This window comes from Streptococcus sanguinis, from assembly GCF_050222175.1.
In the GTDB taxonomy this organism is placed as follows: domain Bacteria; phylum Bacillota; class Bacilli; order Lactobacillales; family Streptococcaceae; genus Streptococcus; species Streptococcus sanguinis_M.
Genome location: NZ_CP071420.1, coordinates 2,000,465 through 2,014,214, shown reverse-complemented (window position 1 = coordinate 2,014,214; position 13,750 = coordinate 2,000,465). Strand labels below are relative to the sequence as shown.

12 protein-coding genes and 1 pseudogene are annotated in these 13,750 nt (G+C 42.0%); 11 read left to right on the top strand and 2 right to left on the bottom strand.

Annotated elements, in window-relative coordinates:
• The first annotated feature begins 18 nt into the window (after nucleotides 1-18).
• The 4 genes from J1C91_RS09885 to J1C91_RS09870 all read left to right on the top strand — a co-directional run bounded on the left by J1C91_RS09885 (nucleotide 19) and on the right by J1C91_RS09870 (nucleotide 3,271).
• Nucleotides 19-921 carry a DUF2268 domain-containing protein gene (locus J1C91_RS09885; RefSeq protein ID WP_032912541.1) on the top strand — a complete coding sequence of 301 codons (903 nt, stop codon included), beginning with the start codon at nucleotides 19-21 and terminating at the stop codon, nucleotides 919-921.
• 64 nt (nucleotides 922-985) lie between these two features.
• The gene (locus tag J1C91_RS09880; protein WP_002910673.1) at nucleotides 986-1,354 is read left to right on the top strand and encodes an EXLDI protein; all 369 of its coding nucleotides are present in this window, start codon (nucleotides 986-988) and stop codon (nucleotides 1,352-1,354) included.
• A 251-nt stretch (nucleotides 1,355-1,605) separates the two neighbouring features.
• Nucleotides 1,606-2,610 (top strand): NADP-dependent oxidoreductase, encoded by a 1,005-nt coding sequence (locus J1C91_RS09875; protein WP_002910672.1) that lies wholly within the window; start codon nucleotides 1,606-1,608, stop codon nucleotides 2,608-2,610.
• Between the two features lie 16 nt (nucleotides 2,611-2,626).
• A complete protein-coding gene (locus tag J1C91_RS09870) occupies nucleotides 2,627-3,271 on the top strand; it encodes a TetR/AcrR family transcriptional regulator (RefSeq protein WP_002910671.1) in 645 nt (214 codons plus the stop codon).
• A 292-nt stretch (nucleotides 3,272-3,563) separates the two neighbouring features.
• Here the strand turns inward: J1C91_RS09870 and J1C91_RS09865 are convergent, their stop codons facing one another.
• On the bottom strand, nucleotides 3,564-4,049 hold the full coding sequence (locus tag J1C91_RS09865; protein ID WP_032912107.1) for a GNAT family N-acetyltransferase: 486 nt from the start codon (nucleotides 4,047-4,049) through the stop codon (nucleotides 3,564-3,566).
• A gap of 31 nt (nucleotides 4,050-4,080) precedes the next feature.
• Nucleotides 4,081-5,427, bottom strand: coding sequence for an NADP-specific glutamate dehydrogenase (gene gdhA, locus J1C91_RS09860; protein WP_002910669.1), 1,347 nt, complete (start codon nucleotides 5,425-5,427; stop codon nucleotides 4,081-4,083).
• A 352-nt stretch (nucleotides 5,428-5,779) separates the two neighbouring features.
• Here gdhA and J1C91_RS09855 point away from each other — a divergent pair, with 352 nt between their 5' ends.
• From J1C91_RS09855 to J1C91_RS09825, 7 genes and pseudogenes are all read left to right on the top strand, one after another.
• Nucleotides 5,780-6,718, top strand: a complete 939-nt coding sequence (locus J1C91_RS09855; protein ID WP_002910668.1) for a dihydroorotate oxidase — start codon at nucleotides 5,780-5,782, stop codon at nucleotides 6,716-6,718.
• A gap of 176 nt (nucleotides 6,719-6,894) precedes the next feature.
• A complete protein-coding gene (msrB, locus tag J1C91_RS09850) occupies nucleotides 6,895-7,830 on the top strand; it encodes a peptide-methionine (R)-S-oxide reductase MsrB (protein WP_002910666.1) in 936 nt (311 codons plus the stop codon).
• A gap of 158 nt (nucleotides 7,831-7,988) precedes the next feature.
• Nucleotides 7,989-8,828 carry a MetQ/NlpA family ABC transporter substrate-binding protein gene (locus tag J1C91_RS09845; RefSeq protein WP_002910664.1) on the top strand — a complete coding sequence of 280 codons (840 nt, stop codon included), beginning with the start codon at nucleotides 7,989-7,991 and terminating at the stop codon, nucleotides 8,826-8,828.
• A 154-nt stretch (nucleotides 8,829-8,982) separates the two neighbouring features.
• Nucleotides 8,983-10,011 (top strand): methionine ABC transporter ATP-binding protein, encoded by a 1,029-nt coding sequence (locus tag J1C91_RS09840; protein WP_032912642.1) that lies wholly within the window; start codon nucleotides 8,983-8,985, stop codon nucleotides 10,009-10,011.
• On the top strand, nucleotides 10,001-10,711 hold the full coding sequence (locus tag J1C91_RS09835) for a methionine ABC transporter permease (RefSeq protein WP_002910662.1): 711 nt from the start codon (nucleotides 10,001-10,003) through the stop codon (nucleotides 10,709-10,711). Before J1C91_RS09840 ends, J1C91_RS09835 begins: the two co-directional genes overlap by 11 nt.
• 137 nt (nucleotides 10,712-10,848) lie before the next feature.
• A complete protein-coding gene (locus J1C91_RS09830; RefSeq protein WP_002910660.1) occupies nucleotides 10,849-12,120 on the top strand; it encodes a TRZ/ATZ family protein in 1,272 nt (423 codons plus the stop codon).
• Nucleotides 12,121-12,336: 216 nt separating this feature from the next.
• Nucleotides 12,337-13,718 (top strand): annotated as a pseudogene (locus J1C91_RS09825) (CapA family protein).
• Nucleotides 13,719-13,750 lie beyond the last annotated feature (32 nt).

Sequence of the window (13,750 nt, the reverse complement as noted above, 5' to 3'; positions counted from 1 at the left end):
TTAGAAAAGGAGATTACCATGAAAATCAATATCATTCGTTCAGATAAGGTTTATCAGGAGTTGCTTGAACTGCCCTTGGAAAAGAGAGAGGGTTGTTTTCGAGCTAAGATTTTAGCACCTTTTGCAACAAAATATCAAACACAACACATTCCTCTGAAAGCGAAGTATCCCGGAGGATTTGATGCTCTTTTCCTACTTGGCTTTATGAATCAGCTACCCGGCACTCTGTCAGAAAAGGATAGGCCGGCTATTGATGCTCTGAGCTCTGATCAACTCTGGCAAAATTGTCAAGATACCATCAAGAGGAGTATCGGTCTTTTTGAGCAAGCTGGCTATGACTTAGAGGTTGAGGATTACTATTTTACTATTTTGTTAGGCAATCCAGAAAAGCCCATGCTACAGCTCAATAAGGGTTACAGCGGAGATGGAGGAATTCCAGGCTACCTCATGCTTAGTCTGCTGCCAAATGACTATACTTTGCCACGTATTCAGGCTGCGTTGGCTCACGAGTGCAATCATAATGTCCGCTTCCAATTTATCAAATGGAACCAGCAGACGACATTAGCAGACTGGGTAGTTAGTGAAGGATTGGCAGAGTCTTTTGCAGCTGAACTCTATGGTAAGGAGCTCATCGGACCTTGGGTCACTTCAACCAGTCCAGAGCAATTAGAGAAGATTAAGCCCATCATCTCAAGTCAGCTTCAGCTAACAGGGATGGCGGAAATGGCTCCTTATCTCTACGGTGATGAAATTGCCGAGATTCAAGGTCAAATACCAGTCGGTATGCCTTATGCTGCAGGCTATGCTTATGGCTATCATCTGATACAAGCCTATCTAAAAAAGACGGGTAAGAATATTATTGAAGCGACAGTGACGCCTACAGAAGAGATTTTAGAAGCAACTAAAGACTTTTGGAAATGACACATTTTTGCTTGAAAATCTACCAGAACCTGATATAATGTAGGTGATTTCTGGAGGTATCAGTATGCATTATAAAAGAATTGAGTTAAAAGTCACAAATCAAGGTATCCATGAGCGCAAGATTTTTCAGGGTGTTAAGATTTTCAGCCGCAGCAAGCTGTCCAAAGATCAGAAAAGCATTCTGACGCAGAAGATTTACCTGACACCGAAGCAAAACATTGTTTACTATCAACGGGCAGATGTCAACTATGACCAGAACTGGCATCATAAGAAGGATTATTATGAACTAGCTTATGGCCAGTTGGACAGAGAGACTGTTTTTAAGGTTTGCCAAGATTTTGACGAACTAAGCCCTTTTCTGGAGAATGAGCTGCTTGAGAAGCTAAAAGAAAAGCAGTCTGCAGGCAAATTTTTTGAAAAATTAGATATATAAAAATCCGACTGCTTTGATAAGCAGTCGGATTTCTTTAGATTCGTGTTAAACGGTAATTGAATCTTCTCTTTTTTTAAGTTTCTTTGAAGTCGATAAAACAGGACAGCTTTCATCAAAAGATAGTCATTAAACAAAAATATAGATAACTGTGCCACGTCGTCTATGTTGACATCTATGAAAAATGAGCGTATAATCAAAGAGAAATGATTGAGTGCTCACTCAATTCGTGAATAAACAAAGGAGCTCATGAAATGGTTGTTCAAGCAATACAGTATAGTCGTTTCGGTGATGAAGAAGTGCTAGATTTGGTGAACATTAAATCTGATGTTTTGGAAGTGAATCAAGTTAGGGTAGAAGTTTATGCAGTTGGTTTAAATCCTATTGATTATAAGACTTTTGAGGGGGCAAAGCCACTCCGATTTCTATCTTTTATGACGAAACTAAAGCAGCCAAGTCGTTGGTTTGACTCAAAGACATCTCTTTTTCCAAGAGGTGTCGGGCGAGATTTTTCTGGAGTTATCACAGAAATTGGTGAAGGAGTGAGTCGGTTTGCAGTAGGGGATAAGGTTTTTGGAACAATGATCAGTGACCCTGGATTGGGGACCAAGAGGGGATCTTTGGCAACAGAAGTTTGTGTCAATGAATCGGAAATTGTATTGAAACCAGATATGATTGATATGAATCATGCTGCTACTATGGGGGTAGCCTCTCTAACAGTGGGAGGTGCTTTTAGAAAGATTGAGCTAAACTCTAAAGATGTTGTAGTTATTTCAGCAGCAGCAGGAGGTATTGGAAGTATCGCAGTACAGTATGCAGTTGCTAAGGGTGCGACAGTTATTGGAATTGCGAGTAAGAAAAATTCGGATTACCTGAAGTCCTTAGGTGCCATACCAGTAGCTTACGAAGAGAACATTCAGGATGCTCTTCTATCAGCAAGTGCAAAGCCGATTACAAAATTCTTGGATTGCTATGGAAGTGATTATGTTAAATTGGCTTTCAGTTTGGGATTGAAGGGCACGGCTATTGGAACGTTAGTACCTTCACCATATGTTATGATAAAAGGTGCCCAGTTCACAGGTCCAAGACATTCCACATATGATGATTTGAACACTCTAGCGGAAATGGTCTCAGATGGGAAGGTTCGGCTGAATATTGATCAGGTTTATGATTTTTCTCTAAAGTCTGTTAGAGAGGCATATTGTAGTCTGAAGTCGGGACACACTCGAGGTAAGAAAGTTGTAAAAGTAAGAGAGTAGCAGAGAGGTGCCAACAATGGAAAGTTTAGAACAAAAGTATGCTCAGACATTAGAAAATAGCAACTTGAGTTTAAAACAACGTCAAGTATTGTTATCAAGTCTAAAGTTATTCTCAGAAATTGGCTTTGAAAATACAACAGCCAGCCTTATTGCTAAGGAGGCTGGAGTTTCAGAAGGAACAGTTTTTAGTTACTTTAAGACCAAGGAAGGCATCTTAGAAGCTATTCTGTCAACTTTTCTCGAACAGGTTATTCCAGATGTGATTGCTGATTTTTCTGAGAAGAAATTTACAGCAAACCAAAAATCTTTTCCACTATTTTTAAGAAGTATTGTTCGAGATAGACTAGTTTTCATTCAGGAGAATCAAATGCAAGTTAAAATTCTCTTGAGTCGTTCTTTTATTGATAAAAATATTTCTGACCAGTTAGGGAATGTTATTATTCACTCTATCATTAAGCCAATTAGTCCAGTTCTGAATCAGTTTAAAGAAAATGGTATTATCCGAGATTGGTCAAATGAAAGAATCGTTCGTTATATTCTAGCCTTGAGTCTTTCTTATGTTATTCCAATGATGTTGAATGATAAGGAAGATGTGAACATAGATGAAGCAGTAAACGAAATTGTTGACTGCCTATCTTCTGCCTTAGTAGAAGTAAAATAAATCTTGATTTTTAAGCTTACTATTTAATATAGTAAGCTTTTTTGAGACCAACATAAAAATCCCCAATCGTTGTGATTGAGGATTGATCAAAGAATCTTAAACAATACCTTGGGCAATCATAGCCTTGGCCACGTTTTCGAAGGTAGCGATATTTCAGGAAAAGTAATCAGTACCAAGTCAGTCAGCTCTGCAGTTGTTTTAGCAGTTATAAAAAATATACTGTTTTATAATGTGTCATGTCGTTATGTTTTTAATTGACATAACACTTTTGACGGCCAGAGTATACTGACATCTATTCATCTGATAAGAGAGATTTTATCATCCAGATATTCATAGCTGGGTGTCCGGCAGCGTTAGAAAGTGGTTGTTGCAGTGATGTAAAACCATAGTGCTGATAGATGGCCACGGCTGTAGCCAGTTCAGTAGTGGTTTCTAGATAAAGCTGTTCATAACCTGCTAGGCGGGCTTCTTGGAAAATCTGCTTTATCAGCCGACTGGAATAACCTTTGCCACGACAGTTTTTAGTGACATACAGTTTTTGTAATTCAGCAATCTTATCAGACACAGGTGCAAAGCCACCACAGCCAACGAGATGGCCTTCATCTTCCAGAATAAAGTAAGCCGCCCTCTCTTGATGTTGATAATAGTCGGCCAAATGATCTAGATGAGAATCAAAGTAGACAGTTCCTGGTTTATCAAGCCCGAATTCTTCTAGGCTGGCTCGAATGAGCTGCGCTACAGCTGGATTGTCTCTCACTTCCATTGGCCGTAAGTTCATCATTTGTCCTCCGATAGGATGTATCGATTAGTTAAACAATACCTTGCGCAATCATAGCATTAGCTACGTTTTCGAAGGCAGCAATGTTCGCACCAGCCAGGTAGTCTTTGCCAAGTCCGTAAGTTTCAGCGGTAGTCTTAGCTGTGTTGAAGATGTTGGTCATGATGTCCTTGAGGCGGCCATCAACTTCTTCGCGAGTCCATGACAGACGAAGGCTATTTTGGCTCATTTCCAGAGCGGATACAGCTACACCACCAGCATTGGCAGCTTTGGCAGGTCCGTAGAAGATACCATTTTCTTTGTAAACTGCGATAGCATCCAGGTCGCTCGGCATGTTGGCACCTTCAGATACACAGATAACTCCTTGAGCAACCAAACGTTTAGCTGCGTCACCATTGATTTCATTTTGTGTCGCACATGGCAGAGCGATGTCATAGTTCCCAGCGTAAGTCCAGACAGAACCTTCATGGTAAGTAGCAGTTGCTTTTTCAGCAGCATATTCTGTCAAGCGAGCGCGGCGTTTTTCTTTAACATCAACCAAAAGATCAAAGTCAATACCGTTTTCATCGATAACATAACCGTTTGAGTCAGATACAGAGATAACAGTTGCACCAAGCTCAGTTGCTTTTTGAAGAGCGTATTGGGCTACGTTACCAGAACCAGAAATAACTACCTTTTTGCCAGCAAAGCTTTGACCATTAGCTTTGAGCATTTCCTCTGTGTAGTAAACCAAGCCATAACCAGTAGCTTCTGGACGGATCAAGCTGCCGCCAAATCCAAGAGGTTTACCAGTCAAGACACCAGCGTCGAATTGGTTAAGGCGTTTGTATTGACCGTAGAGGTAGCCGATTTCACGTCCGCCGACACCAATATCACCAGCTGGAACGTCAAGAGATGGGCCGATGTGCTTTTGCAATTCTGTCATAAAGCTTTGGCAGAAACGCATCACTTCAGCATCAGTTTTACCTTTAGGATCAAAGTCAGATCCACCTTTACCACCACCGATTGGCAGGCCAGTCAAGACATTTTTAAAGATTTGCTCAAATCCAAGGAATTTCAAGATACCTTGGTTTACAGTTGGGTGGAAACGAAGTCCGCCTTTATAAGGGCCAACTGCTGAGTTAAATTGCACGCGGTAACCACGGTTGACTTGTACGTTACCTTCGCGGTCTACCCAAGGAACACGGAAGCTGATAACGCGCTCAGGTTCAGTAATACGCGCTAGGATGTTTTCTTCAATGTATTCTGGGTGTTTTTCAAAAACAGGCTCCAGAGTATTGAGAAACTCTTCAACAGCTTGGAGGAATTCTGCCTCGTGTCCGTTGCGGGCTTTTACGGTCTCGAAAGTGCTTTGGATATATTCTTTAGCAGTTGTCATCTGTCATTCTCCTTTAAATAAAATAGTAAACCATCCTGCCGGAAGCTGCTTGCAGCTTGTGTGACGAGGATGTGTTTAAATTTTTAAAACAGGCATCTTTTAGATGTCATATTTTATTACATGGAACATTATAGCAGACTTTTTTTCTCTTGTAAAGAAAAAAGTTGAATTTTCTAAAAATTTCCACAATTTATTTTCTGAAATATTCCAGAAAATAGCTGATCGAACGGGATGTTTTCCGAACGTTAGTCAGGAATTGCCGGTTTAAAAAACGAAAAAGCGGAGTTTGGTGATATAATAGAGGAAATGAGCTGAAGGCACTCGCCTTCAGAAGAAAAAGGAGCGTTTTACTATGGTTTCGACATCTACACAGATTGCTGGTTTTGCATTTGACAACTGCCTGATGAATGCAGCTGGGGTTGCCTGCATGACAAAAGAGGAACTGGCAGAAGTCAAAGATTCTGCTGCGGGAACATTTGTGACTAAGACGGCGACGCTGGAATTTCGTCAGGGGAACCCAGAACCGCGCTATCAGGATGTTCCGCTGGGGTCTATCAATTCCATGGGCCTGCCCAACAATGGTTTGGACTACTATCTTGACTACCTGCTGGAACTCCAGGAAAGCGAACCGAACCGGACCTTCTTCCTCTCTTTAGTCGGTATGTCGCCAGAAGAAACTCACACCATTCTTAAGAAAGTGCAGGCAAGTGACTTTAAAGGCATTACTGAGCTCAATCTCTCCTGCCCCAATGTCCCTGGCAAGCCACAGATTGCTTATGATTTTGAAACGACGGAAAAAATCTTGTCAGAGGTTTTTGCTTATTTTACCAAACCGCTGGGTATCAAACTGCCTCCTTATTTTGACATCGTGCATTTTGACCAAGCCGCTGAGATTTTTAACAAATATCCTCTTAAGTTTGTCAATTGTGTAAACTCGATCGGAAACGGCCTTTATATAGAAGATGAGTCAGTGGTCATTCGTCCGAAAAATGGTTTTGGAGGTATCGGAGGTCAGTACATCAAGCCGACTGCTCTGGCCAATGTCCATGCCTTTTACCAACGCCTTAAACCGGAAATCCAAATCATTGGTACTGGTGGTGTCCTGACGGGGCGCGATGCCTTTGAGCATATCCTCTGTGGTGCCAGTATGGTGCAGGTAGGAACAACTCTTCATAAAGAAGGAGTGGCAGCTTTCGAACGCATCACCTCAGAACTCAAGGCTATTATGGAAGAAAAAGGCTATGAAAGCTTAGAAGATTTCCGAGGAAAATTGAAGTATATTGAGGAGTAATCTTCTATAAAAAGGTTTAATGTAGGAGTTGTTGTGATTTGAAATGAAGAACATCGCTGAGTTGATGGTCATTAAGACCCAGCTTTTTCATATTAATTTGAAGAAAGTTCTAATCAAATTACTATAATTTCGACTTCTTTTATGAGAAAATAGTCGCAAAGAAATGAGGTGTTATTATGGCTGAAATTTATTTAGCAGGTGGATGCTTCTGGGGATTGGAAGAGTACTTTTCTCGCATTGAGGGTGTGGAGGAAACGACAGTGGGATATGCCAATGGACAGGTGGAATCAACCAACTACCAGCTGATTCACCAGACGGATCATGCAGAGACGGTTCATCTAGTCTATGACGAAAAGCGGGTCAGCCTGCGGGAAATCCTGCTCTATTATTTCCGAGTCATTGATCCTCTGTCAGTCAATAAGCAGGGAAATGATGTAGGACGTCAGTATCGGACGGGCGTTTACTATACCAATCAAGCCGATAAGGCGGTCATTGAGCAGGTCTTTGCTGAACAGGAAAAACAACTGGGACAAAAGATTGTTGTTGAGCTAGAACCTTTGCGCCATTATGTTCTAGCTGAGGACTATCATCAGGATTATCTCAAGAAAAATCCTGGTGGCTACTGCCATATCAATGTCAATGATGCCTATCAGCCCTTGGTCGATCCAGGCCAATACGAGAAGCCTACAGATGTGGAACTAAAAGAGCAGCTGACGGAAGAGCAGTATCAGGTGACCCAGCATAGTGCGACAGAGCGTCCTTTCCATAATGCCTACAATGCCACTTTTGAAGAAGGGATTTATGTTGATGTGACGACTGGTGAGCCCCTCTTTTTTGCTGGAGACAAGTTTGAGTCTGGTTGCGGCTGGCCTAGCTTCAGCCGACCTATTGCCAGAGATGTTCTAAAATACTATGAAGACAAGAGTCATGGCATGGAGCGGATCGAAGTGCGCAGCCGTTCTGGCAATGCCCATCTGGGGCATGTCTTTACTGATGGTCCAGAAGCAGCAGGCGGCTTGCGCTACTGTATCAACTCAGCAGCTCTGCGATTTATTCCAAAAGAGAAAATGGAAGCAGAAGGATATGGCTATCTGCTGACCTTTATGCAGTAAAAGGGCATAAAATCAACTCAAATACTTCAAATCGTTATATAATTTTTTTATCACGGCGATAAATTATTTATATAAGCCAAGTCTCCTTGAACATGGTAAAATGAGAAGTAATCTTATAAAATAGAAGATTTAGAATTTTATTCATTAAAGGAGAATAAATGATGAATTTGAAAAAAATCTTTTCAATCGGCTTAGTAGGCCTTGCAGCCTTGGGTTTGGCAGCTTGCGGCGGAGGTGCAAAAAATAAAGATGCTGCTAGTGATGATAAAAAAATCTTGGTAGTTGCTTCGCCAGCACCTCATGCTGAGATTTTGGAAGCGGCTAAACCGATTTTGAAAAAAGAGGGCTATGATTTAGAAGTTAAAATTGTCAATGATTATGTGACACCTAATAAACTAGTCTTTGATGGTGACGCAGATGCAAACTTCTTCCAGCATACTCCCTACTTGGATAAATTTAACAAAGAGAATAATGAAAATTTGGTAAGTGTGGGGAATGTTCATATTGAGCCAATGGCGTTATATTCTAAGAAATACAAGTCTATCAAAGATTTGCCAAACGATGCTGTAGTATATGCTTCAACCAATCCTGCTGAAGTAGGTCGCTTTATTGATCTTTTTGTCAAAAATGGTTTGATGAAGATTAAAGATGGGGTAGATCCAGTCGATGCTCAGTTGAAAGATATTGTTGAAAATCCAAAGAATATCCAGATCAAAACAGAGATTGCTCCAGAATTGTTGGTACAAACCTATAACAATGATGAAGGAGATGCAGTTATTATCAACTCAAACTTTGCTATTGATGCGAAGCTTTCTCCAGTCAAGGACTCTATTGCTCTTGAGGATAGTGAATCACCATATGCAAATTTGATTGCTGTTAGACCAGCTGACAAAGATTCCGAAAAAATCAAAGCGTTGATTAAGGTATTGCAAGGTGATGAGATTCAAAAATTCATCAAGGATAAATACAAGGACGGATCAGTTATTCCAGCAAAATAATGAGATATAAAAGACGAACGCTTGGAGGCGACTCTGACTTACATCAAGCACAGATTTCCTCCTAAGTTCGTTTTTTTCATAGAATAAGCTATTTTATCCACTCTATGTAAGAAAATGAATGATTGCGCATCATGAAAAAATGAAAGGACTAATAATGATTCGTATTGAGAATGTATCTAAGTATTACCAAACCAAGCAAGGTTTGGTAAAGGCTGTTGATGATGTTTCACTAGATATCCAAACAGGTGAGATTTATGGGATTATAGGCTTTTCTGGCGCAGGAAAGAGCACTTTAGTTCGCTTGCTGAATGGTCTTGAAACGGTTAGCAAAGGTACTGTAACCATTAACGATAAAAATATTAGCAGCCTGAAACGGAAAGACTTGTTAGAAGCACGTAAAAAGATTGCGATGATTTTCCAGCATTTCAATTTGCTCTGGTCTCGAACAGTGGAGCAAAACATTGCCTTTCCGCTGGAAGTTGCGGGAGTTCCTAAGGATGATCGTCTTAAACGTGTCAATGAGTTGATCGAGTTAGTAGGTTTAAAAGGGCGAGAAAAATCATATCCAGCTCAATTATCTGGTGGTCAGAAACAGCGTGTAGGGATCGCTCGTGCACTAGCTAATAACCCAGAAGTTCTTCTTTGTGATGAGGCAACGAGTGCATTAGATCCTAAAACAACCGATGATATACTGAGACTTCTAGTGGATATCAATAAGAAACTTGGACTGACTATTATTATGATTACCCATGAGATGCATGTGGTCAGTCAGATTTGCCATAAGGTTGCCGTTATGGAGAATGGGCGTGTAGTCGAAGAAGGGCAAGTCATTGATGTCTTTAAGAATCCTCAGCAGGAAATCACCAAACAGTTTGTCGGAGAAGAATTTGCGGAAGATGACCTGACACATGTCTATCATCATCTAGAAAAATCGCTAAAATCTGGAACTCTGGTTCGCATCCAATATCTGGGAGATAAGACAGCAGAAGGCATGCTTTCGAACGTTATTCGGGATTTGGATGCTACGATTACGATTCTGCAAGCCAAAGTCAATGTAACCCAAAAAGGCCCGTTGGGCTCCATGGTTATTGTGGTCGAAGAAAATGAAGAAAAGACACACGAAGTTCTGGATCGTTTCCGTCAGGCTGGTGTCAGTGTGGAGGTGTTAGATAATGTTCGCTAGTGTAGAACAAAGAGGGTTCTTGGCTCTCCTGAACGAAATGTTGAGTTTTAAAAATGTTGTTTGGGAAAATTTAATTGTTGCTATTCAAGAGACCTTGTATATGACTCTGGTATCAACATTTTATGTCTTTGTTATAGGATTGATTTTGGGATTATTTCTCTATCTTACAGGTCCTAACAAAGTTCTAGCCAACAGGTTTGTTAATTTTTTACTGGCAGGGATCATTAACGTATTTCGTTCCATTCCTTTTATCATCCTTTTGGTCTTATTGATTCCTTTTACTCGTTCAATCATGGGAACAATTATTGGTCCGGAAGGCGCAATTCCAACTCTGGTTATCAGCGCGGCTCCATTTTATGCTCGATTAGTTTCTATTGCTCTAAATGAAATACCGTCTGGTGTCATTGAGGCTGCAGAATCTATGGGAGCTAATACTTTTCAGGTCATTTGGAAAGTGCTAATTCCAGAATCTTTACCTGCACTTGTTTCTGGTATTACTGTAACTGCTATTGCTCTAGTAGGGTCAACTGCTATTGCTGGGGTAATTGGTGCGGGTGGTCTTGGTAACCTTGCTTATCAAGTTGGCTTTACTCGGAATATGCAAGATGTTATTTTTGTATCAACAGTTTGTATTTTGATATTGGTATTTATTATTCAAATTCTTGGTGACTTCGTTACTAAGAAAGTTGATAAACGTTAAGTTGGTTTTGGAGAGCTCCATATGGGGCTCTTTTTTACTAGTACAATTTTCAAAAAAGACTTGCGCAATTAGATTAGGCTTGTTATAATAGCTAAAATCTCTTGAAAGCAAGTGTTGGGAAAGTGAGGATAGGGCGTATGAAAGCTTATACAAATGTCAATCTGGTGACCTGTGACAGCGCATTTCATGTTTACCGGGACGGGCTGCTAGTGGTTGAGGACGACCGCATTGCCTACTGTGGTCCCTATGATGAAAACTGGCTAGGGAACTGCAGTGAAAGAGTAGATTATGAAGGTGCTTGGATTATGCCAGGGCTGGTCAACTGTCATACTCACTCGGCCATGAGCTTGCTGCGCGGGATTCGTGATGACAGCAATCTGCATGAATGGCTGGAGGACTATATCTGGCCAGCAGAAAGCCAGTTCACAGCGGAACTAACGACCCATGCTGTCCAGCTGGCTCTAGCTGAAATGCTGCTGTCAGGAACAACGACTTTTAACGATATGTATAATCCTCAGGGAGTGGAGATTGACCGGATTTATCAGGCTGTGCGGCAGTCCGGTATGCGCTGCTATTTCTCACCAACCCTCTTTAGCTTAGAGGCGGAAACGGCAGAAGAGACTCTGGCTCGTACTCGGGCTATTATTGAGAAAATTCTCTCTTACAATGATGAAGATTTTCAGGTCATGGTGGCGCCTCATTCGCCTTATGCCTGTGACGAAGAGTTGCTCAAGGGCAGTCTTGAGCTAGCGCGTGAGCAGGACTTGAAGATTCATATCCATGTAGCTGAGACACAGGAAGAAAATAAAATCATCCTTGAGCGTTATGGTAAACGGCCTCTGGCTTTCTTAAAAGGCCTGGGCTACTTGGAGCAACCAGCCATTTTTGCTCACGGGGTTGAGCTGAATCCTTCAGAGATTGCGGATTTGGCGGCTTCACCAGTCAGCATCGCCCACAATCCTATCAGCAACCTCAAGCTGGCTTCTGGTGTAGCTCCAGTGACAGACTTACTAGCCGCTGGGGTGACCGTTGGCTTAGCTACAGACTCTGTCGCTTCCAATAATAATCTGGATATGTTTGAAGACGGTCGGACAGCTGCCCTCCTTCAGAAGATGCGAGCAGGAGATGCGACTCAGTTTACGATTGAGCAGGCCTTGAAAGCTTTGACCATTGAAGGAGCCAAGGCGTTGGGATTGGAGAACAAAATCGGTAGTCTGGAAGCGGGCAAACAAGCCGATTTCATTGTCATTCAGCCTAAGGGACGACTTCATCTCTATCCTTTGGAAAATATGCTGTCGCACCTAGTGTACGCAGTCAAAGGCAGTGATGTTCAGGATGTCTACATTGCGGGGCGACAGGTTGTCCGAGACGGCCAAGTGCTGACCGTTGATGTTGGAAATTTTGTGTAAGAATGAAAGCCGAGTTTCAGCTCGGTGATCGGCTCTTAGATTTGAAAAAATAGAAAATGAAGCAGGAGAATGGTGGAAGAATGCCGCAATTTAGAGATTGTAGCATGCTTCTCCCCGATCCTGTTTTTTGCTTTGCTTTCCTTTTGGCGGTAAAAATAGTACAATATAGTAAATGTTGATGCACTATTATCAAGCAAGAAAAAGCGGAGAGATGTGATGAATAAAAAATTTCTTTGGGAGAAGATTCAGACTTTTTTTCAGGAACTTTGGGAAAAGATATCAGTTTTTGCTGCGGAGCATACTCTCCTGACAGATGCCTACCAAGCTTGGCGGGATTGGATTAAGAAGTTGCCGTTTCCTCGTCCTAAGTTCTTTCAAAAACAGCTTAGCAATCGCCAGTTTGTCGGAGTGCTTTTGACAGTTGTTGGGCTGTCGGCTGGCTTAATTCTGCTGTCAGAGCATTTACCTGACTTCAGCTTTTCCTTCTCTGCAAAGAAAGAGCAGCAGTCAGATTCCTCTCAGAATCAGACGGTTCGCATCATGGCAACTGGGGATTTGCTTTATCACGATGGCCTCTATCTGAGCGCTCAGAAGGAAGATGGCACTTATGATTTTTCTGAGAATTTCCAATATGCTAAGGAATGGCTTCGGCAGGGAGATTTGGTCTTAGGGGACTTTGAAGGCACGATTCGGCCGGACTATCCCTTGAATGGCTATCCGCTTTTTAATGCTCCAGAAGCCGTAGTTCCAGCAATCAAGGAGCTGGCTATCAGGTGATGGACCTGGCCCATAACCATATTTTAGACTCTGGCTTGGAGGGAGTTTTCACTACAGCTCAGGCTTTTGAAAAAGAGGGAATCACTCCCATCGGTGTTTATCCACATGAAAGTCGCAGTCAGGCACCGCTCTTGATAAAGGAAGTCAAAGGTATTAAGATTGCACTGTTGGCTTACTCCTATGGCTACAATGGAATGGAAGGGCTTCTCAGTCAGGAAGACTATGATAATCGCCTGTCCGATCTGGATGAAGAAAAGATGCGGGCGGAGATTGAGCGGGCAGAAAAGGAAGCAGACATCACGGTTGTTATGCCTCAGATGGGGATAGAGTACCAGCTGGAGCCGACAGAAGAGCAGATGACCCTTTACCATAAAATGGTTGATTGGGGAGCAGATATCGTCTTTGGAGGGCATCCGCATGTGGTTGAGCCGGCGGAGATTTTAGAGAAAGATGGCCAGAAGAAGCTGATCATGTATTCTATGGGGAATTTCATTTCCAATCAGCGCATCGAAACCATGGAGGAGATTGAAAATGCTCATTGGACCGAGCGCGGAGTGCTGATGGATGTTACCATTGAAAAGACACCAAAGGGCACACAGATAAAAAGTGCCCAGGCTCATCCGAGCTGGGTCAGCCGAGTTGAAAAGGGCACTACTTCAGCAGACGGTCTTCCTTTATACACTTACCAGACCTGGATTTTGGACGACTTTGTCGAAGGTGGCAAGTATCGAGACAAACTGGATCAAGAAACCAGAGCACGGATTGATACCGCCTATCAGGAAATGAAGTCTCATGTTGGACTGAATTGGCCGGGGCAATAAATTGCTTGAATATGAGTTTAGCCAGATTGGAT